The organism is Marinomonas primoryensis (assembly GCF_013372285.1).
Classification (GTDB): domain Bacteria; phylum Pseudomonadota; class Gammaproteobacteria; order Pseudomonadales; family Marinomonadaceae; genus Marinomonas; species Marinomonas primoryensis.
On the sequence record NZ_CP054301.1, the window covers coordinates 3,629,020 to 3,647,563 of the forward strand.

At 44.7% G+C, this 18,544-nt stretch carries 22 protein-coding genes and 1 tRNA gene; 5 read left to right on the forward strand and 18 right to left on the reverse strand.

All coding sequences use genetic code 11. The annotated features are described in order from the left end of the window. Positions 1–162 precede the first annotated feature (162 nt). Positions 163–238: transfer RNA gene (locus tag MP3633_RS16925), tRNA-Phe, on the reverse strand. Positions 239–357: 119 nt separating this feature from the next. Between MP3633_RS16925 and trmL the strand changes: the two genes are divergently transcribed. Continuing rightward, complete coding sequence (gene trmL / locus MP3633_RS16930; protein ID WP_176336416.1) at positions 358–831, forward strand: tRNA (uridine(34)/cytosine(34)/5-carboxymethylaminomethyluridine(34)-2'-O)-methyltransferase TrmL; 474 nt, start codon at positions 358–360, stop codon at positions 829–831. Between the two features lie 14 nt (positions 832–845). Continuing rightward, positions 846–1,946 carry an ion channel gene (locus tag MP3633_RS16935; protein ID WP_176336417.1) on the forward strand — a complete coding sequence of 367 codons (1,101 nt, stop codon included), beginning with the start codon at positions 846–848 and terminating at the stop codon, positions 1,944–1,946. 14 nt (positions 1,947–1,960) lie between these two features. Here MP3633_RS16935 and MP3633_RS16940 read toward each other — a convergent pair whose 3' ends face one another. The 9 genes from MP3633_RS16940 to MP3633_RS16980 all read right to left on the reverse strand — a co-directional run bounded on the left by MP3633_RS16940 (position 1,961) and on the right by MP3633_RS16980 (position 10,524). Continuing rightward, positions 1,961–3,697: a potassium/proton antiporter gene (locus MP3633_RS16940; protein ID WP_176336854.1), complete on the reverse strand. Its 1,737-nt coding sequence runs from the start codon at positions 3,695–3,697 to the stop codon at positions 1,961–1,963. Positions 3,698–3,718: 21 nt separating this feature from the next. Further along, on the reverse strand, positions 3,719–3,970 hold the full coding sequence (locus MP3633_RS16945; protein WP_112134898.1) for a YfhL family 4Fe-4S dicluster ferredoxin: 252 nt from the start codon (positions 3,968–3,970) through the stop codon (positions 3,719–3,721). Between the two features lie 70 nt (positions 3,971–4,040). Further along, positions 4,041–4,526 (reverse strand): pantetheine-phosphate adenylyltransferase, encoded by a 486-nt coding sequence (coaD, locus tag MP3633_RS16950; protein WP_176336418.1) that lies wholly within the window; start codon positions 4,524–4,526, stop codon positions 4,041–4,043. Positions 4,527–4,693: 167 nt separating this feature from the next. Beyond that, a complete protein-coding gene (locus MP3633_RS16955) occupies positions 4,694–5,236 on the reverse strand; it encodes a YggT family protein (RefSeq protein ID WP_112134900.1) in 543 nt (180 codons plus the stop codon). 17 nt (positions 5,237–5,253) lie between these two features. Next, positions 5,254–6,081 carry a pyrroline-5-carboxylate reductase gene (proC, locus tag MP3633_RS16960; protein ID WP_176336419.1) on the reverse strand — a complete coding sequence of 276 codons (828 nt, stop codon included), beginning with the start codon at positions 6,079–6,081 and terminating at the stop codon, positions 5,254–5,256. An 82-nt stretch (positions 6,082–6,163) separates the two neighbouring features. Then, a complete protein-coding gene (locus tag MP3633_RS16965) occupies positions 6,164–6,892 on the reverse strand; it encodes a YggS family pyridoxal phosphate-dependent enzyme (RefSeq protein ID WP_176336420.1) in 729 nt (242 codons plus the stop codon). A gap of 122 nt (positions 6,893–7,014) precedes the next feature. Further along, a complete protein-coding gene (locus tag MP3633_RS16970) occupies positions 7,015–8,121 on the reverse strand; it encodes a diguanylate cyclase domain-containing protein (protein ID WP_176336421.1) in 1,107 nt (368 codons plus the stop codon). Positions 8,122–8,240: 119 nt separating this feature from the next. After that, complete coding sequence (locus MP3633_RS16975) at positions 8,241–9,518, reverse strand: dihydroorotase (RefSeq protein WP_176336422.1); 1,278 nt, start codon at positions 9,516–9,518, stop codon at positions 8,241–8,243. 1 nt (position 9,519) lies between these two features. Continuing rightward, positions 9,520–10,524 carry an aspartate carbamoyltransferase catalytic subunit gene (locus tag MP3633_RS16980; RefSeq protein WP_176336423.1) on the reverse strand — a complete coding sequence of 335 codons (1,005 nt, stop codon included), beginning with the start codon at positions 10,522–10,524 and terminating at the stop codon, positions 9,520–9,522. Between the two features lie 71 nt (positions 10,525–10,595). On the opposite strand from MP3633_RS16980, the gene MP3633_RS16985 reads away from it, so the two are divergent. Continuing rightward, positions 10,596–10,763, forward strand: coding sequence for a hypothetical protein (locus tag MP3633_RS16985; protein ID WP_176336424.1), 168 nt, complete (start codon positions 10,596–10,598; stop codon positions 10,761–10,763). Here MP3633_RS16985 and pyrR read toward each other — a convergent pair. From pyrR to MP3633_RS17000, 3 genes are read right to left on the reverse strand one after another with little or no spacing between them, the layout of a single operon-like run. After that, a complete protein-coding gene (pyrR, locus tag MP3633_RS16990) occupies positions 10,760–11,257 on the reverse strand; it encodes a bifunctional pyr operon transcriptional regulator/uracil phosphoribosyltransferase PyrR (RefSeq protein ID WP_112134908.1) in 498 nt (165 codons plus the stop codon). The two genes, MP3633_RS16985 and pyrR, sit on opposite strands and share 4 nt — an antisense overlap. A gap of 54 nt (positions 11,258–11,311) precedes the next feature. After that, the gene (ruvX, locus tag MP3633_RS16995; RefSeq protein ID WP_176336425.1) at positions 11,312–11,785 is read right to left on the reverse strand and encodes a Holliday junction resolvase RuvX; all 474 of its coding nucleotides are present in this window, start codon (positions 11,783–11,785) and stop codon (positions 11,312–11,314) included. Continuing rightward, the gene (locus MP3633_RS17000) at positions 11,785–12,357 is read right to left on the reverse strand and encodes a YqgE/AlgH family protein (RefSeq protein ID WP_244959718.1); all 573 of its coding nucleotides are present in this window, start codon (positions 12,355–12,357) and stop codon (positions 11,785–11,787) included. The genes ruvX and MP3633_RS17000 overlap by 1 nt, the downstream gene beginning before the upstream one ends. A 297-nt stretch (positions 12,358–12,654) precedes the next feature. Here MP3633_RS17000 and MP3633_RS17005 point away from each other — a divergent pair, with 297 nt between their 5' ends. Further along, entirely contained in the window at positions 12,655–12,810 is a 156-nt protein-coding gene (locus MP3633_RS17005) for a hypothetical protein (RefSeq protein WP_176336426.1), read from the forward strand. Positions 12,811–12,918: 108 nt separating this feature from the next. After that, a complete protein-coding gene (locus MP3633_RS17010) occupies positions 12,919–13,758 on the forward strand; it encodes an isopenicillin N synthase family dioxygenase (RefSeq protein ID WP_176336427.1) in 840 nt (279 codons plus the stop codon). 71 nt (positions 13,759–13,829) lie between these two features. Here the strand turns inward: MP3633_RS17010 and MP3633_RS17015 are convergent, their stop codons facing one another. The 5 genes from MP3633_RS17015 to MP3633_RS17035 all read right to left on the reverse strand — a co-directional run bounded on the left by MP3633_RS17015 (position 13,830) and on the right by MP3633_RS17035 (position 18,421). Next, positions 13,830–14,579, reverse strand: coding sequence for a sulfite exporter TauE/SafE family protein (locus MP3633_RS17015; protein ID WP_112134914.1), 750 nt, complete (start codon positions 14,577–14,579; stop codon positions 13,830–13,832). A 362-nt stretch (positions 14,580–14,941) separates the two neighbouring features. Further along, a complete protein-coding gene (locus MP3633_RS17020; protein ID WP_176336428.1) occupies positions 14,942–15,424 on the reverse strand; it encodes a phosphatidylglycerophosphatase A family protein in 483 nt (160 codons plus the stop codon). A gap of 33 nt (positions 15,425–15,457) precedes the next feature. Then, positions 15,458–16,408 (reverse strand): thiamine-phosphate kinase, encoded by a 951-nt coding sequence (gene thiL, locus MP3633_RS17025; RefSeq protein WP_176336429.1) that lies wholly within the window; start codon positions 16,406–16,408, stop codon positions 15,458–15,460. A gap of 199 nt (positions 16,409–16,607) precedes the next feature. Further along, positions 16,608–16,904 carry a DUF6172 family protein gene (locus tag MP3633_RS17030; protein WP_112134920.1) on the reverse strand — a complete coding sequence of 99 codons (297 nt, stop codon included), beginning with the start codon at positions 16,902–16,904 and terminating at the stop codon, positions 16,608–16,610. A gap of 212 nt (positions 16,905–17,116) precedes the next feature. Continuing rightward, complete coding sequence (locus tag MP3633_RS17035; RefSeq protein WP_176336430.1) at positions 17,117–18,421, reverse strand: MFS transporter; 1,305 nt, start codon at positions 18,419–18,421, stop codon at positions 17,117–17,119. Between the last annotated feature and the right edge of the window lie 123 nt (positions 18,422–18,544).

Here is an 18,544-nt window from a genome sequence, read left to right on the forward strand (position 1 = left end):
TGTAATAAATACGGCGCCTAAACGCTAAAAATAGGCATTGGCTAGATAGGAGGGTTTGAAAGTGAGTCAGAGAGCCGCTCATTTCACAGTAAACAGGAGAGAGATAGATAAATTTTAGGCAAAAAAAAGCCCGCTATAAATAGCAGGCTTTCTTTTAAATCATGGTGCCCGGAGACGGAATCGAACCGCCGACACGAGGATTTTCAATCCTCTGCTCTACCGACTGAGCTATCCGGGCAAGTGGGGCGTATTATAGAGAAACCTTTTTACGGGTCAATAGTTTTTTTGAAAAAAAATTAAAAACTTAGTTTCTTCTGCTCGTCTGGTATTATCTTCCTATATCAAGGAGATAAACTTATGCTTCACGTTGTACTTTACCAACCAGAGATTCCACCAAACACCGGCAATGTCATTCGCCTGTGTGCCAATACGGGCTACCATTTGCATCTCATCGAACCATTTGGCTTTGAGCTTGAAGACAAAAAACTGCGCAGAGCAGGATTGGATTACCATGAGTTTACTCGCCTTAAACGCTATCCAAACTTTCAGTCTTTTGTCGATCAAAATGAGATAGGCACTGTTTATGCGCTGACGACAAAAGGTAGCCGTATCCACAGCGAAGCCCGTTTTGTTGAAAACGATGTTCTCGTCTTTGGTCCTGAAACACGGGGGTTGCCGGCGGAGTTTATCGAGGCATTACCCCCCGCTCAGCGACTGCGGTTGCCGATGCAAGCCAGCTCTCGTAGTTTGAATCTGTCTAATACGGTTGCCGTTATGGTTTATGAATCTTGGCGTCAGCTTAACTACGCCATGCCATCAGATAGCGAATAATAAGCAGAGGTACAATGAATTCTCTAGGATTGCTCCTAAAACGAAAGAACAGCCGTCATAAATTCCGGAAAAAAGTGCATTTACATGAAACCAGTGACATAAAAAAGCGCTTTATCTTGTTAGCTGGTGTCATCGCACTGCACAGTTTAGCGATGGTATTCTTTGAAGACCTCGATTGGTGGCAAGCCTTCTGGCTGACAATGACGTCAGCGAGCACCACAGGCTACGGTGATATCTCTGCCGTTACTTTCTGGGGGCAGTTTTCAACCATTCTATTAATTTACGGTCTGGGAATTACCCTGCTCGCACTCATCGCCAGTGACTATGTTGAACTCAGGCTAATGCGCAAAGAAATGCGCATTAAGGGCCGTATAAAGTGGGACGATATGCAAAACCATATACTTATCATTAATACTCCAAAATACGATTCAGAGCGCTATTTGGGACTGCTGATCAGTCAGATCAGCCAAACGCCAGAACTTGTCGACATTCCAGTGCAAATTTTGACAACAGCGTTTCCAGAAGGCCTACCTATTGAGCTTAGATCACAAGGTGTTGTTCATCATACTGGAGATGCATTAGACGACGGCATGTTAACGTCAGCCGGAGTACAGAAAGCCAAATACATTATTGTGCTTTGCCAGGATACACAAGACAGCCACTGTGACAGCTCGACCTTCGATACATTACATCGCATTCAAGAATTAGCCCCTACGGCCTTCATCATGGCAGAAGCCATAAATGACTCAAATCGACCTAGATTCAAAGCAGCGGGCGCGAAAGCCGTTATTAGGCCTGTTAGAGCTTACCCTGAAATGCTAGTGCGTTCTCTAATTGCACCAGGCACAGAACAAGTACTGGAAGACTTATTTCGCCACCAAGGGGATCATACGATTCGACTCAATGTGCGTTTAAAGGACGTTACTTGGGCGCAAGTCGTCACCACATTAATTCAAAAGAACATTGGTACTGCGCTTGGTTATGTGCAAAAAAATGGGGACATTATTACCCATCCGCAAACCTATTCGATAATAGAGGCAGAAGGCTTAATTATTTTAATAAATGATGATCAAGTGATTCCGTCATTAGAAGAAATTCGTCAATACTTTATATAAATAAAATCAAAGGCTTAAACTTGCTTATCTTGCAACTTAAGCCCGATTATTTCAATCTGGCTGCCGTTCATCTGTCTTATTGTTAGACGAATATTACCGAAACGCACCCGATCACCCACAACAAGATGCTTACCCAGCTGACGCTGTAACAGCGCCGCCGCTGTGTCTGTTTCTTCAATACCTTCAATTGGAACGCCATAAACTTTCGCTAAATCCAATAAAGACGCATCACCACGAATCGCAAACTCACCAAAAAAATCCTGTAATAAGAATGAAGAAGACGCTTGATGAGAAAAAATTTGCGCAACGTCATTCACATCCTCAGGATGCAGTAACATCCAAATTTTATCACCTGATTGCAGTACGGTATCGGTATTTACCACGATTGGTTGCTGATCGCGAACGAGAGAAACAAGCTGAGGTGTAGAGACGGTTTCGCTGGGCACATTCCGTACAATTGATGCGGGAATACGGACGCCTTCTGCCTGAATCAGAAATTCATACAATTCCAACGAGTGATTCGAATTAGCATCATTGATTAAAGAAAAACGAGTGGTGGGCGCCGGCGCCGGTGGCACTTCTAGTTTTAACCACCGAGCAACGTGAGGCACCGTTGACCCTTGCAGCAACAAAGAGATCAGTACAACCGTAAAAGTAATCTCGAATAATAACTCTGAATTAGAAAGACCCGCAATAATAGGATACAGAGCCAACACAATCGGCACCGCACCGCGCAGCCCCACCCAACTAATATACACACGCTCAGGCCAGCGAAAATCAAATGGCAACAAACAAATCATAACGGCCACGGGGCGGGCCACAAAAATAAGAAACGCAGCAATACCGACCGCTTGCCAGCCATGAGCCAACAAACTGGATGGCGTAACGAGAAGCCCAAGTAACAAGAACATGCTAGCCTGAGCCAACCAAGCTAAGCCGTCCATAACCTGAGAAATTGACTCAAGGTGTTTGATTCGCCCATTACCTACTGTTAACCCGACCAAATACACAGCAAGAAATCCACTGCCACCAATCATGTTCACGCCAGAAAAAATTGCCAAACCAAACGAGATAATAAGCAACGCATACAAACCTTCGATAAGCGGAACACGGCGTAAAATCATTAATAAGAATTTGCCGCCGAGAAAGCCGAACAAACCACCTATCGAAAATTGCTGAGCCATTTGCCCCAAAAAGGCCAAAATACTCAGATGGTCGGAGCTTTGCAGCAGACCGGTTAGCATGACCACCAACAGAATAGCCATTGGATCATTGGCTCCGGACTCTATTTCTAGTGTGCCGCCAACTCGTTCATTCAATTTAACGCCGCTATTACGCAATAAACTAAAGACTGCCGCCGCATCTGTAGAGCCAACGATCGCACCGAGCAACAAACCATAAATGAGCTTTACGTCTAATAACCACGCAGCGAAAATACCAACGGCCGCCGTAGTGAAAACAACACCTAATGTAGCAAGAGATAAAGATGGCCATAATGCCACGCGGAAGGTGCTGGTTTTGGTCTGCATACCGCCGTCTAACAAGATAACGGCTAAAGCAAAATTACCAACAAAAAAGGCAAGATTTGGATTGTCAAAGTCCAGTCCGCCTACCCCATCTTCCCCTGCAAGCATTCCCATCCCGAGAAAAACAAGTAGTAAAGGTAAGCCAACACGAACAGTAAAAGAACTGGCTAGAATACTGATTAACAGCAATATCCCAGCTAAAAAAATAAAAGCATTTGTGTCGATAGTGAGAACAGCCCTGTTCGTTTAAAGTTGACCCGTAAGCGTTAAGTATTTCTCCATTAACTGCTCTTCCGTTTCTTTGAAATTAGGATCCAACGGAATGCAATCAACCGGACAAACCTGCTGACACTGCGGTTCATCAAAGTGCCCTATACACTCAGTGCATTTTGATGGGTCTATTACATAGATTTCGTCACCTTGAGAAATCGCTTCATTCGGACACTCAGGCTCACACACATCACAATTAATGCATTCATCGGTAATAATAAGAGACATTCTTCTCTCCTAAGACCCGCTGTATTGTCTTTAGTTACGTCGTCAAACAGCGGAACTTGAAAAATTGACATTAAATCGTTTGATAATGCTCTTGTAGAACACGCTTAACTTCTGGATTTACAAATTGTCCAAAATCACCGTTCAAAGAGGCTATTTCGCGAACCAATGTCGACGAAATATAAGAGTATTTTTCTGAAGGTGTCAAAAAAATACTTTCCACATCGGGTGCAATCGCACGGTTCATATTGGCTAATTGAAATTCATATTCAAAATCCGATACCGCACGCAAGCCGCGAATCACGACTTTGCCACTGACTGAACGAGTAAATTCGGTCAATAAATTGTCAAAGCCAACCACTTCCACATTGGACAAATGACCCAATACTTTTTTAGCCAATGAAATACGCAATTCATGAGACAACGCTGGGCGCTTTTTAGGACTCGCAGCCACGGCCACGATCACTTTTTCAAATAGTTTTGATGCGCGCTCAACCAAATCCGTATGGCCGTTCGTAATAGGGTCAAATGTGCCCGGATAAACCGCAATCGTACTCATAGCTTTCATCCAAAAAATTAATAAGGGAGAACGAGTCTGGTAACTGACAAGTTTTTTCGCACTCATTCCCGTTTAGGGGTCGCATCATATAGGAATACGACCTTGTTCTCAATTCACCGATTAAGGCGCGTATTTTTTTCGCGCCTGACCCTCACAAGTTTACGGTATTAAATACTGTAAGGAGCCAATACTTGCTTCAAAAAGGAAATCGCAAGAAAGATGAAAATAGGCGATAAATCCAGTCCACCTATTGTAGGAATGACCCGCTGACAAGTGCGATACAAAGGCGCTGTAATTTGTCCAACTAACAAAGCGCCAGGGTGGTTAGCTCCAGGGGCAACCCAGCTTAAAATCACTGAAATCAGCATTGCCCAAAAATACAAATCCAGCAAATGATACAAAGTGCCAGCAAAAGTATAAATAGCATAGCTGGCGGGAGAAATAACCGCACCTTTAATCAGTACAACAAAAACAACCGTCAAGAGCTGGACAGAAAATGCGAGAACAAGAGAAGCCGTGTCCAAACGACCTATCGATGGAATCACTTTGCGCAAAGGAAGAACAATAGGGCTGGTCACTTTGACGATGCTTTGACTAATAGGATTATAAAAATCGGCTCGCGTTAGCTGAAGCACTAAACGCAGTAAAACAACAAACAAGAAAAGATTAAAAATAACCTTCACTAACATAACAAATGGATCTGAATACATGTTCAATATTCCTTAAATTAGTCTTTCTTAGCGGAAAAATCGTTCGCCATTTTTTTTGATCGGTTAACGCAGGCCGTCATTGCATCTGCGACTATTTTATCAATATTAGAGGCTTCAAAAGACAACAAAGCTTGCTCTGTTGTTCCCTTCGGCGACGTAATATTGTTACGTAACTGAGCAATTGGCTCATCCAGCTCTATCACCATTCGAGCAGCCCCTAACATGGCATGACTGGCTAATGCTCGGCTTGTCTTTTCATCAAGTCCCTGTTCTTTACCATTTTCAATCATGGCTTCAAGGAATCGAAAAAAATAAGCGGGTGCGCTGCCTGACAAGCTGGTCACGGTATGCATATGCTCTTCCTCTTCTATCCACACAGAGTGACCAATACTAGAAAAAAGCTCACTCACTTGCGTTTTTTGCCCTTCAGTGGTGTATTCATTGGCTATTAAGCCTGTCATCCCTGCGCCTAATTGAGAAGGCGTATTAGGCATACTGCGGACAATCGCCACAGATTTACCTAACCAATAAGCCAATGAGTCCAATTCAACACCCGCTGCAACCGAGATAAACAGTTGATCGTCACGTACCTGCGCCGAAAAGTCTTCAATTACCGCCTGCATTTGCGCAGGTTTAACACACAAAACAACCACATCTGCCTGATTTACAGCCATGTCATTGTCAGCCAACATGGTAATACCATATTGTTCATGATAGTAATCGCGTTTTTCTGGGGTTCTCGATGTACCAATGATTTTTTCAGCCGGATAACCGTTAGCAAGCATGCCACTAAAAATCGCTCTGGCCATATTTCCTACACCAATAAAGGCAATACTTTGTGTCATTTTACATCCTATTTTTTAATTCTCTAAGCTGGCAAAAAATACCCATCAGCTTATTCAATAAATGATATGGCACTTGGTGGCCTCACATTTTAGCCGAATAATCACGCGATCCAAAGATTGCCGTACCCACACGAACCATGGTGCTACCAGATTGAATGGCCGCTGGTAAATCTCCAGACATACCAATAGATAAAGTGTCTATCATGCTGTCGGATTTGGATAATTCAATAAAGGCTTTTACAAGAGGTTCATAGACAGCGCATTGCGCGGCAGAATTTTCTTGTGGCGCGGGAATAGCCATTAGCCCTCTAAGACACAAGTTTGGCAGCGTTCTAATGAGGTCAACCATTGCACCTAGCTCTGACAAGGTCACCCCAGATTTACTGTCTTCGCCGCTAATGTTAACTTGAATACAGACATTGAGTGGGGGCATATCTACTGAACGCTGATCACTAAGACGGCGAGCAATTTTTTCTCGATCAATGGAATGCACCCAATGCATGGTGTCTGCTATGAGGCGGGATTTATTAGACTGAATGGGGCCAATGAAGTGCCATTCAATGTCCGCTAAATGCGCTAAAGCATGACACTTATCCACCGCTTCTTGCACGTAATTTTCACCGAATGCTCTTTGGCCGGCGCTATACGCTGCTTCTAGTGCGGATAAAGGCTTTGTCTTACTGACCGCCAACAATCGCACACAACCATCTTTTCGTTTGTACTGCTGAACCAGCTGATCAATCTGTTGAGAAACTAAGGTTAAATTAACCTTCACGTCTTCCGTTTCGTTTCGTTCGATTTCAATCGACATTGTTCACCACGCTCCTTTTTTATAAAGATGTAACGAGTTGCCCCGTTTCCTCTTTATAAAAAAGACAGAGGAGAAACGATGGTGTGCGCATCATAGCACTATTTTAAAAGACAGAAAAAAGCTTATAACGAATAAAGCTCAGAGCTAGATTCATAATAGTCACCATGAAATTCTAGGCGATATCCTGGTAAGTTATGTAGCGAGTTCGCAGCGAATGAAGCGGCCTGGTGAAGCAACTCTAATGATGAGTGCTCGGGATAAAAAGCAATGCCGATAGACACTCCTGCACGTATTAGCCGATTGCTAGAAAGGCTAGAGTCACTCAATGACTTCAATAGTTTAGTGGCCACAATCTCGGCATCCTCTAAATGCTGAATACGGATACCCATAACCAATTCACGCTCATCATAATGCGCTAGAAGATCATTATCTCGCACTGTATCTTGCATAATATCAGCCAATACTTTCAACTCGTCCTCATCTATTTTCGACGTCGAAAGTAATTTCAGCGAAAGCAACGCCGCGCGCTGAAAATGGCGACGGGAGTCCTTTAAAACGATGCCAAAACTATTATCAAAGCTAAAACGTCGCAATAGACCTGTCGACGGATCTCGGTGGCTGTCTTCCAACAATAAATAATCGGCTTTTTCTCGCTCGAATACAGCGTCCAGCCAAGAAGCATAACTGTCTAAAGCCAGTGCCATCAGCTCTCCTTCTAACAGGGTGTCTTCTCGTTGAAATGCTAACATTAAATAGATAGAACCCTGACCATCGGAAACGCTCACCATGGATGCATCTGAAAAACCATGACGTTTAAAAAAGACCTGCCAGTGCTTCCAGTCTGATAAATTCGGAATATTAATGTCATGACGTTTAGGACAAGAAGGAGTGGCCGCAAAAGTAATCAACGCTTGAGGAACCGTAATCAATCGGCCATTTGGACTAAGTAAACTCTCATTAATAGAGTCTACATATTGTAAATGCCATTGCGAACAGTCCTTGTCACACACAATAAAAAGACAATACGCCTTGGGCAACTGAGCCTGTAGCCTATTTTTAAAGCTATTCAACAAGGAACTTAATAAAGCCCCCTTTGAAATCATGTGCAGCATTTGGGGCATGTCACTGTACAGATCTTTGATGAAATCTCGTTCTTTTTCGAGATAGGCAACACGAGACCGCAAGACCTGCCGTTCCTTAAGCAATTCGTTTGATGAATCTATAGGCATAAAATACTGAAACCACAATTGTCCATAATTGAAACTAGATTAACGACCTAAGATAAAAAGTAAAGGATATAGTAAAGCCAAATGAGAGAAAGAAAATAATCTGGCCTTACTTATTTGACTCAAACAGCCTGATAAACACGTTGACCAGAAATATACGTCGCGGCGACTCGACCAACAAATTCATCACCAAAGTACGGGGAATTATGGCCTTTTGTCTTCCGGGTATCATACGACCATACCCAACGTGCCGTACTGTCAAACAAAATAAAGTCGGCAAAACTTCCTACTGACAAAGAACCCGCCTCCAAACCAAAGCAAGCAGCAGGGCCCGATGTTAAGCAAGTCAGCACGGTGGAGAACTCTAGGTCTCCTTCATCCATTAATAGCATAGCCAAAGGCAATAAAATTTCGACATTCGCCATACCAGGCTCAGTGGCCGCGAAAGGAGCGATTTTCGCCATTTTTTCATGAGGCTGATGATCAGAACAAATCGCGGTAATGACACCCGCTTTTATTCCCTCAATTAGAGTCAAACGATCTTCATCGCCTCGCAACGGTGGCAACACATGATAGTGACCATCGAACCGACTCAATACCTGATCATTCAATAGTAAATTGTGCACGGCAACATCGGCGGTCACATCTAATCCAGAAGCCTTTGCATCCGCGATCATTTCAACCGACTTGGCACAAGACAAACGAGCAAAATGCGCACGCACTCCTGTCTTTTCGACCAGTAATAAATCACGCATCAGCGCAATGGTTTCCGCTTCTTCAGGAATACCCGCTAAACCATGCATGGTCGACATCAGACCTTCATGAGCACAACCGCCTTCAGAAAGACTCGATTCATCAGGATGAAACACCACCAATAAATCATGTGTCGCGGCGTACTCAAGCGCACGAGACAACACCTTAGTACTTGCCATTGGATGGCGATGATTGGACACTGCGATACAACCCGCGTCCGTCAATGCCACCATGTTGCTCAGCTGTGCGCCCTCTAACCCTTGCGTTAACGCGCCAATAGGAAACACATTGGCCATTCCCGCCTCGTCGGCTTTGTCTTGAATTAACGCTGCAACCGCAGGCGTATCCACAATAGGGCGCGTATCTGGAGGACAAACTAACGTTGTCACACCACCGGAAACTGCTGCACGCCCTTCCGTTGCGACACTGCCTTTTTGAGTCAATCCAGGTTCACGTAACGCTACAGCAAGATCCACTAAACCCGGCAACACCCATTGACCTGTCGCATCAACAATCTCAGCATCTTCAAAACCAGCTGGAGCATCGCCAATCGCTACGATTTTTTGATTGTCGATGAACAAATCCGTTACCGTATCAATGTTTTGACTCGGGTCGATAATACGACCATTTTGAATACGTAATTTCATGCTATTTTTCATCCCTCGTTACTGACGAATCATCACTTTGTAACTGACCACTCATCGCCATAGACATCACTGCCATTCGCACCGCGATGCCATTGGTTACTTGATCCAAAATTACAGAATGTTTACCGTCCGCGACTTCCGAAGAAATTTCCACGCCGCGGTTAATTGGACCTGGATGCATGACGATTGCATCAGGACTCGCCCACGCCAACGTTTCTTCAGTCAAACCATACAATCGATAGAATTCGCTTTCGCTCGGCAATAAAGCGCCTTTCATGCGCTCTTTTTGCAAACGTAACATCACCACCACGTCGACGTCTTTTAAGCCAGCTTCTAGGTCATGGCAAATCGTGGCGCCCATTTCAGCGAAAAAGCTGGGCACTAATGTTTTTGGTCCAACCAGACGTATATCGCTAACGCCTAACGTCGTCAGCGCTTGTAGCTGAGAGCGTGCCACACGTGAATGCAAAATATCACCAACGATCGCAATTTTGAGTCCAACAAAGCGGCCTTTGTGACGACGAATCGTCAACATATCTAACATCGCTTGCGTTGGATGAGCATGTCGCCCATCACCCGCATTAATGATGGCAACATTCGGCGTACAGTGTTCAGCAATAAAGTGCGCCGCACCACTGTCTGAATGACGCACGATGAACATGTCACTTTGCATGGCTTCTAAATTTTTCAGGGTATCCAATAAGGATTCGCCTTTAGACGTCGCAGAAGTTTCAATATTGAGGTTAATAACATCAGCCGATAATCGCTTACCAGCTAATTCAAAGGTGGTACGTGTACGAGTGGAATTTTCAAAAAATAGATTTACGACGGTTTTACCGCGTAAAAGAGGCACTTTTTTAACAGACTGCTCGCCCATCGAAAGGAAGGATTCCGCTCGATCAAGAATCTCAGTCAAAATAGTTTTATCCAGTCCATCCAGCGTTAAAAAGTGCTTAAGCTGCCCGTGTTCATTTAATTGTAATGCCCGAGGCTCGGATCGCATCATGGTTTGCTTTCCTCAAACTGCAAAGACGGTATCGTCTTACTCTATTTAAAATAGGAAGTCTGGATAGGAAAATGCCCGGTACAGACAAACTGCAGCCGGGCATTAATGACATTAAACGGTTGTCTCGCCGTATTTTTTTGGTGAGATCTCATTCTTCTAACCGCTGCATCGTCAATCTTATCCGTACGTTAATTGTCGTACGTGTTCGACAAAAAATAAAGCTTTGTTCTGACTATTAATGGGTATCAATGATAGAAACACCCAGTGTTTTTGGTCCAGTCAGCTTAACCCTTTGATCAGGATTGAGCGTTAAATGCTCGCCAACAATATCCGCTGCAATAGGAAGCTCATGCTGCCCCAAATCGTAAAGAATGGCTAACGTAATACTAGCAGGTCGACCAAAGTCAAAAATTTCGTTCATCGCGGCGCGAATCGTACGACCAGACATAAGCACATCATCGACCAAGATGACGTGACGATCTTCAATCGCTGGCAATGAAGTTTGATTCACCTTCGGGTTCAACCCCGCTTTCGTAAAGTCATCACGATAAAAAGTAATGTCCAACGTCGCTAAAGGCTCAGTGGTTGGCACCGCTGATATCAAACGCTCTGCAACCCAAACACCACCAGTATGAATCCCAACAACAATGGCATTCTCAATGTTTTTCTTTTCACAATATGCCGTCAGTTGCGTTTTCATTGACGCTAGAGAATGCTCTAAATCTAACTTCATTTTTTCTCAAACCTTGTTCTTAAATTCACAATAAACCACCATTCAACCAGCCACTCACTTAGTCGTCTCGGCAAACCAAGTTTCTAAAATCATCTGAGCCGCCAAACCATCCACCGAGTTTTCTTTAAAATTTCGGTTTCCTTTCTGAGCAATCACCTGCCCTTTAGCCTCATAGGAAGATAATCGTTCGTCCATCATATGGTAAGGAAGGTTGAAACGTCCATGCAATCGTTTAGCAAACTTACGTGCTCTTTGACACATCTCATTTTCTGAGCCGTCCATGTCTAATGGCAAGCCCACTACGAAAGCATCTGGCTTCCACTCTTCTACCACCTTGGTGATCTCATCCCAATTAGGAATACCATCTTTGGCTTTTATCGGGTCAAGCGGTTGAGCCGTTCCTGTAATACTCTGACCAATAGCAACACCCATTCGAGTCGTGCCAAAGTCAAAACCCAATACTGAGCGAACAGTATTGGGCTTCTGATTATCGTTTAAAGGCGTTTCTGTCGAGATTGACGCTGTCATTAACCATGTCCTATATCCGGTGAAAGTCTTGCCATATCAATCCCCAATACTCGCGTAGCGGCGGTAAATTGCATATCACTTGGTGTATGGAATAATACGTCTAAATCCGCTTCACATACTAGCCAATCATTATTCGCAATTTCAGACTCAAGTTGCCCAGCGTCCCAACCAGCACATCCTAATGTAATGCGAAAGGCATTTGGCCCCTTGCCTTCGGCGATTTCTTCAAGCGCTTCCAAAGAGGCAGACAAAGACACTTCATCGGTGACTCGTAACGTATTGCTCCAAACTTTGTCTGCTGTGTGCAAAATAAAACCGCGTTCGGCTTCTACTGGTCCACCCGTGTAAATGGGTTCAGACGTTAGACGCGGGCTACCAATTTTAATGCCAAGGTGATCCGCTAATTCAGTAAAATCAACATTTGAGGGACGATTGATAATAATCCCCATCGCGCCCGCTGTAGTGTGTTCGCAAAGATAAATAACGGTGTGTTCAAAGTGTGGGTCGTCTAGGTGTGGCATTGAAATTAAAAAGTGATTTTTAAACGAATCGAAAAATGAATTCATAGTCATGTGCCCTCTTTAAATGTATGACAGCGCAAAGATCGCGCCAGTGACTTAAACCTAAGAAGTACTTGAATACCTGAACCTAAAAATAACTCGCCAACGAGGCAATATAGAAGAGCAAAGAAGACGGCAAAGCAGCGCTGCCGTCTCAGACAGTATAGGGCAAGATGAGAATTTACCTACCCCAAATACACAAATTATTACCGAAAGCCTTCAAAACTCACATTCCAAGCAGTAAACTGTCGTTACTGAACGTGTAAAAAAGAGTCCAACCGTCACACTTTTCACCCTTGGAACCTATAAATGCCATTAACTTCGACGAAAAATGCTCAAAGTACATCGATTCAAGTCGAGGCACTTTGTCATCTTTACGCGGTGAATTTGGCACAATGGATACAACACTACCAAGCTGAAACAGTGGACTTACGCTACTTTTTCCACAGCGGCTGGTCTTCCTAGTTCTTCCTATATTGTCCTTACCACCACAAAACATACTCTATAAAAGAGAATGTTCTTCTATATTTAAAAAGACAAAACTGCCCATCATTGGCGCAATAGGAAGCAACCATGCAACTACAAGCAATAGATTACACCAGCGCAACAGCGCAAGAAGATTTCGTAAAATCCCTGCGAGAAACTGGCTTTGGCGTTCTAAAAAACCACCCTATTCAAAAAACACTTGTCAGCGCAATCTACAGTGAATGGCAGACCTTTTTTAATAGCGAAGAAAAACACAACTACCTTTACAACAAAGGCACACAAGATGGTTTTTTTCCACCTGACGTTTCGGAAACAGCCAAAGGTCACACCAAGAAAGACATCAAAGAATATTTTCACTATTATCCGTGGGGACAATGCCCAACCGATAAAAAAGCCCTGCTGACGCAATATTATGCCGAAGCCAACACATTAGCGTCAGAGCTGCTGGCTTGGGTTGAAGCACATTCCCCGGTAGACGTCGCAAAACACTACTCACAATCCCTTTCTAGCATGGTGGACGGCAGTGATCAGACCTTGCTGCGTGTCCTGCATTATCCACCGTTAAAAGGCGATGAAGAATTAGGCGCAATTCGAGCGGGTGCTCATGAAGACATTAACCTACTGACTATCCTGCCATCCGCCAACGAGCCTGGCTTACAGGTCAAGGCCAAAGATGGCACGTGGATGGACGTTCCTTGCGACTTTGGCACGCTAATCGTGAATATTGGCGATATGCTACAAGAGGCCTCTGGGGGCTACTTCCCATCCACGTCACACCGCGTCATCAACCCAGAAGGTGCCGACAAAACCAAATCACGCATTTCTTTGCCTTTATTCCTTCATCCGAAACCGGAAGTCGTTTTATCCAAACGCCACACCGCTGGCAGCTATTTGCATGAACGCCTTGTTGAGCTTGGTGTGATTTAATACATTTTGAACAGGTTCGTTACAACCAAAAAAAGCGCCTTAGAGGGCGCTTTTTTTCTATCTCATCAACATTAAAACACGGCTTTCAACGACAAACTTATGCCTGACAAAAATAGTAAAACCATGGCCGCACGCTTTATCGTCTCAGGCGGTACATTAGGTGGGTAGCGCTTTGCCAAAAGCGTCGCCAAAAACACACAAGGTATGCCAATAACACTTAACCAGATCATCTCCATAGTGACCTGCCCTGCGACAGACGTAATCCCAATACGAGTTAGACAAGAGATAAAAAACACGCTCAACAGCGATGCTCGAATCACGTTTAAAGACACAGGTTGACGATACATCAAATACGAAATAGGTGGCCCTGCCGTAGAAAATAAACCGCCCAACACACCGGCAAAACCACCGCACAGAAAAAAGGCCCAAGGCTTAGACTCGGTTGGATTTTTTTTCGGTTTAATCAAACTCATACCACACGCTAACATAATGGTTATGCCAAGAAATAATTGTAGCCAATGCAAAGCACCACTTTCTAAACTGCTAAGTAAATAGACGCCAAACACCGTCGCTGGAATACTTCCGAGAAAGAACACCAACAATACTTTCACCTTGGCTTCTCGCCATAAACCGCCCGCCAACCCCGTCACACTATTAATTAAACTCAACACACTGACGACAAAAGCCGCCACGTCTAATGGCACTAAGGAAAACAAGGCCGCCGCACTCATCACCACTAGACCAAAGGCAAAGCCCGTGATGGTTTGCACATAACTGCCTAATATAAAAAATGCTAATAGCACAAAAGGGATTTCATTCATCAACAACGGCCTATATTTAAAGATCAATGGTTTATTAGAGCACAATTTATAGGAAAGGATTAAAACACAAAAACCTCAATACGATAGCCATCGTGCGCAAAGTTAAGAAAGGTGCTAACAAGTTCTCGTGTCTCAGCATGTGTATAAAACCTGCTAAAAGAATAACCCCATCCTCCGTCTGCCCCTTAAAAGACAAAAGGAGAAGGAACCAGAATCAGTGACTAACTTGGAGGTTTTATCGACTTAAGTTAGATAATAAAAAGCCACAAGTAACACCCTCACAAAGGGTTCGCGTCAGTGTCGATATCATGCGCTGCTTGTGGCTTTATTCTACAAAATTACATGTCTACGAAGTAAACGATTTAAAAAACGAAATGGACCAAGGCTTGGAGTACAACAAACGACATTAACCCCGCCAGAACGTCATCAAACATAATACCAAAGCCACCATGGACGTGTTTATCCACCCAAGAAATCGGCCAAGGTTTCAAAATATCAAATAAACGAAAAAGCACAAAACCCAACACAATATAAAACCAACCCGCAGGCGCCAGAAACATGGTGATCCAGAAGCCAACAAACTCGTCCCAAACAATACCTGCATGATCATGCACGCCCATATCTTTAGAGGTTTTACCACACAGATAAATACCCACTAACGAGGTAACCACCAGCATCACTAGATATTCCGTGGTGCTTAAATCCTGTAGAAGCCAGATAAAGATAGGAACGGCGGCTAATGTACCAAAAGTTCCAGGTGCTTTGGGAGCGGCACCAGAACCAAGGCCAAAAGCCAAAAAATGTATCGGATTACGCCATACAGACGCTGGGGCAGAATTTGCCATGAAACCATTACCTATTCGTTAAATTAAAAAAAATTAGAAGTGTTGCCAACCCGTTATTTCACCATCATAGTTTGGAATCACAAAACCACTTTCGACAATCTCACCGACTTTGGTACAAGGCAAACTAAGCGTTTGAGTAATCAGTGCAATCTCGGTCGCTTGTTCTTTTGGGGCGGTAAAACACAGTTCATAATCATCACCGCCCGTTAACGCTAATATGAGCGCAGACTCTGGCTGCCATTGCTTTAACTCAGCGGACATTGGCAAGCAAGCCGCATCGATCGTCGCGCCGACACCTGAGGCTTTTAGTATATGCTGGATATCTTGAGCAAGGCCATCGGAAATGTCCATCATGGCATGCACTACGCGCTTCAGCGCCATACCCACAATCAATCTCGGTTTAGGCCGCCAATAACGATCATAAAAATAATCAAAGCGCTCACTCGACACTTGCAGCTCACCCGTGACAATCGGCACGGCAGCCGCGGCGTCGCCAAGTAGCCCCGTAACATAAATATCATCCCCGACTTTTGCTGCGCTACGCTTTACGGCCAAATCTGGTTCCACATAGCCATGTACTTGCAGAGTAATCGTTAACGGCCCTTTTGTTGTATCGCCACCCACCAGCGCCAAGCCAATCGGTTCCGCCAGTTCCGCCATACCTTGCGCTAAACCAGCCAACCATTGCGGATCGGATTCAGGAATGGTCAGGCCTAGGGTAAAGAACGCTGGTTTCGCCCCCATTGCGGCCAAATCACTGACGCACGTTGCCACCGCACGATAACCAATATCGACTGGGTCTGCGTCGAAAGGAAAGTGTCGCCCTTCGACCAAGGTATCCATCGAGAATACTAAGCTTTGCCCTTGTGGCACTTGGATCTGAGCACAATCGTCACCAATGCCCAACAAAAGATCGCCACGCCCCTGCGTACTCGCCATCACCGACGCTTGAAAGATGTTTTGTATCAACTCGAATTCTTTCAACACTCTGTCCTTTTATTGTCTTCGCAGGATACATTCACCGCTTAAAATACTGACAAGAGGATACCGTATTGTCATAACGATGTCAGAGACAAAAGCGGAAGACGTCATTCATGATGCTGTACAGCAGGCACAAAAAAAGCAGATCGCTCGACGGCTGATCTGCTTTTTTTGTGTTTAATTGTTGGCTGGAAGTGGCGTTTTAATCTTCTTCTGAACGCTTAGCACGTGTCTTTGGTATTGCCACTACTTCAAGGTAAAAAGACTTCCAATGTTGACTTTGCGCAGCGCTAATATTGGTATTAATGTCACCTTCGTGAATCGCTCTCGCCTTGTCTGCCGTTTGACCAAACTTGCAACTAAATCCCCAAAAATCCACGCCTTCAGGCAAGGCTTTGTTGCGCTCTTTTTTGATGTACTGCTTCACTTCGTTTTTAGCCGCTTCAATTAAGCGCTGGTAAGAAAGCTTGGGGTGAGATAGAGCAAACGTCTTTTTCATTGGAATCCTAAAAATTTTGGGTAAGGCAGCGTAACAGCAACCTTAATAACCACATATGATAGCGGTTTAAGCGGAATGCAGCCATGAATATGAGTGATTAGAAGCATTTTTCCTTGGTCTATTCACAACCTGAAGAAAAATTATCGTCATGGTTATAGAGTCAGAGCATTATAGAAACTGAAACGCTATTTTTTCGCATACTATGACTCGATCTAAGGACGCTTGTTTGAGTGGTCTTCCATTTCTGCTTCTATTTCTGCTTTGGCTTCGCGCTCGGCTTCCGCATGATCGGCTGCCCATTCACCCGCCGCTTCAACGGCTACAGGTGAGGCGGTAGGTAAAACACCTAAGTAGCTCTCAGTTTCTGCCACCGGAACAGCCAAACTCTTCTGCATCATACAATAGAACGCATAAAGCGCGATGGCACAAAAAGTCACACCAAGCACGAGCCAAAACGCGAACGGACCTACCTCTTGCATCGCCCACCCAGTGACTAATGGCCCCGCGATAGCACCCAACCCGAAGGTAAAAACGAGCCCGCCAGACGCAGAAGACATATCACTGGCCGAAAGAGAGTCGTTGGTATAGGCCAGAAAAAGGGCATAAAGCGGCGTTGTAACCCCACCGGCGAAGAAAGCGGCTACCATTAAGGCCCAAGGACTGCCGGCCGTGAACCACCCCAACGCACAGGACAAGCCCCCGACACAAGACGCCACAAAAATCAGCTTGCGTCGATCCATCCGGTCCGAAAGCCAGCCAATAGGGTATTGCATTAAGAGCGCACCAGCGAACAGCATCGCAATGAACAGCGCGATATTGTTCGCAGTTAGCCCTATCTGACTACCAAAGACTGCACCCATACCCGATTGGGTCGCATAAACGCTACCCAATAGGAAAATCCCCACCGTGCCGAGTGGCGAACTCACGAAGAGAGATCGCAGTGGCATTGGTCGTGCCACTTCAACGGCTGGAACAGAGGAAACAGAAAGAAGGATGGGCGCAAAAGAAACCGACACAAGGATCGAGGCACAGATGAAGAGCACTGACGTTCCTGCATCACCCAATGTGAGTAACCCCTGCGCTCCGATGATACCCAGTGTTTGTGCAATCATGTAAACCGACAGCACCTTGCCACGAGTCTCATTGGTGGTGGCATCGTTCAGCCAACTCTCCGCAGAAACGTAGATACCCGACATGCAAAAACCCACGAGCAACCGAAGCAACACCCAAGCCCAAGGCTCGGTCACTAGAGGAAAAGCAATTAACCCCGCCGACATAAAGCTGCCTAGCGCGGCAAAAACACGCACATGCCCTACACGACGGATAAGCGAAGGGGTAAGGCGCGCGCCTGAAAGGAAACCCATGAAATAACCCGAGGTGACTATCGCTAGCTCTGCGGATGAAAACCCCTCGATCCCACCACGCAAACCGATAAGTGTAAAATGCATGCCGTTGCCCAGCATAATAAGCACGATGCCGAGTAAAAGTGCCCAGACCCTAAACAAAACTTGGATCATAAAACATCCTAATCATAACGCTTTTATAAAAGGGTTAGATAAACCTGTTAAACAACAACTCAGCAAACATTGGTGCTTATTTTATAAACACAAACATTTCTCTTTAAATGACCAATCGCTTTC

Excerpts from the sequence above, each read along its gene's own strand:
- ruvX (WP_176336425.1), bottom strand. The coding sequence starts at position 11,785 with ATGACAGCGTCAATCTCGACAGAAACGCCTTTAAACGATAATCAGAAG.
- pyrR (WP_112134908.1), bottom strand. The coding sequence starts at position 11,257 with ATGAAGTTAGATTTAGAGCATTCTCTAGCGTCAATGAAAACGCAACTG.
- MP3633_RS17020 (WP_176336428.1), bottom strand. The coding sequence starts at position 15,424 with ATGGCAAATTCTGCCCCAGCGTCTGTATGGCGTAATCCGATACATTTT.
- MP3633_RS16975 (WP_176336422.1), bottom strand. The coding sequence starts at position 9,518 with ATGAAATTACGTATTCAAAATGGTCGTATTATCGACCCGAGTCAAAAC.
- MP3633_RS16965 (WP_176336420.1), bottom strand. The coding sequence starts at position 6,892 with ATGTCGATTGAAATCGAACGAAACGAAACGGAAGACGTGAAGGTTAAT.
- coaD (WP_176336418.1), bottom strand. The coding sequence starts at position 4,526 with ATGAGTACGATTGCGGTTTATCCGGGCACATTTGACCCTATTACGAAC.
- trmL (WP_176336416.1), top strand. The coding sequence starts at position 358 with ATGCTTCACGTTGTACTTTACCAACCAGAGATTCCACCAAACACCGGC.
- MP3633_RS17030 (WP_112134920.1), bottom strand. The coding sequence starts at position 16,904 with ATGAAAAAGACGTTTGCTCTATCTCACCCCAAGCTTTCTTACCAGCGC.
- MP3633_RS17000 (WP_244959718.1), bottom strand. The coding sequence starts at position 12,357 with ATGACTATGAATTCATTTTTCGATTCGTTTAAAAATCACTTTTTAATT.
- MP3633_RS16980 (WP_176336423.1), bottom strand. The coding sequence starts at position 10,524 with ATGATGCGATCCGAGCCTCGGGCATTACAATTAAATGAACACGGGCAG.
- MP3633_RS17010 (WP_176336427.1), top strand. The coding sequence starts at position 12,919 with ATGCAACTACAAGCAATAGATTACACCAGCGCAACAGCGCAAGAAGAT.
- MP3633_RS17035 (WP_176336430.1), bottom strand. The coding sequence starts at position 18,421 with ATGATCCAAGTTTTGTTTAGGGTCTGGGCACTTTTACTCGGCATCGTG.
- MP3633_RS16970 (WP_176336421.1), bottom strand. The coding sequence starts at position 8,121 with ATGCCTATAGATTCATCAAACGAATTGCTTAAGGAACGGCAGGTCTTG.
- MP3633_RS16945 (WP_112134898.1), bottom strand. The coding sequence starts at position 3,970 with ATGTCTCTTATTATTACCGATGAATGCATTAATTGTGATGTGTGTGAG.
- MP3633_RS16935 (WP_176336417.1), top strand. The coding sequence starts at position 846 with ATGAATTCTCTAGGATTGCTCCTAAAACGAAAGAACAGCCGTCATAAA.
- MP3633_RS17005 (WP_176336426.1), top strand. The coding sequence starts at position 12,655 with ATGCCATTAACTTCGACGAAAAATGCTCAAAGTACATCGATTCAAGTC.
- MP3633_RS16985 (WP_176336424.1), top strand. The coding sequence starts at position 10,596 with ATGCCCGGTACAGACAAACTGCAGCCGGGCATTAATGACATTAAACGG.
- proC (WP_176336419.1), bottom strand. The coding sequence starts at position 6,081 with ATGACACAAAGTATTGCCTTTATTGGTGTAGGAAATATGGCCAGAGCG.
- MP3633_RS16955 (WP_112134900.1), bottom strand. The coding sequence starts at position 5,236 with ATGTATTCAGATCCATTTGTTATGTTAGTGAAGGTTATTTTTAATCTT.
- MP3633_RS17015 (WP_112134914.1), bottom strand. The coding sequence starts at position 14,579 with ATGAATGAAATCCCTTTTGTGCTATTAGCATTTTTTATATTAGGCAGT.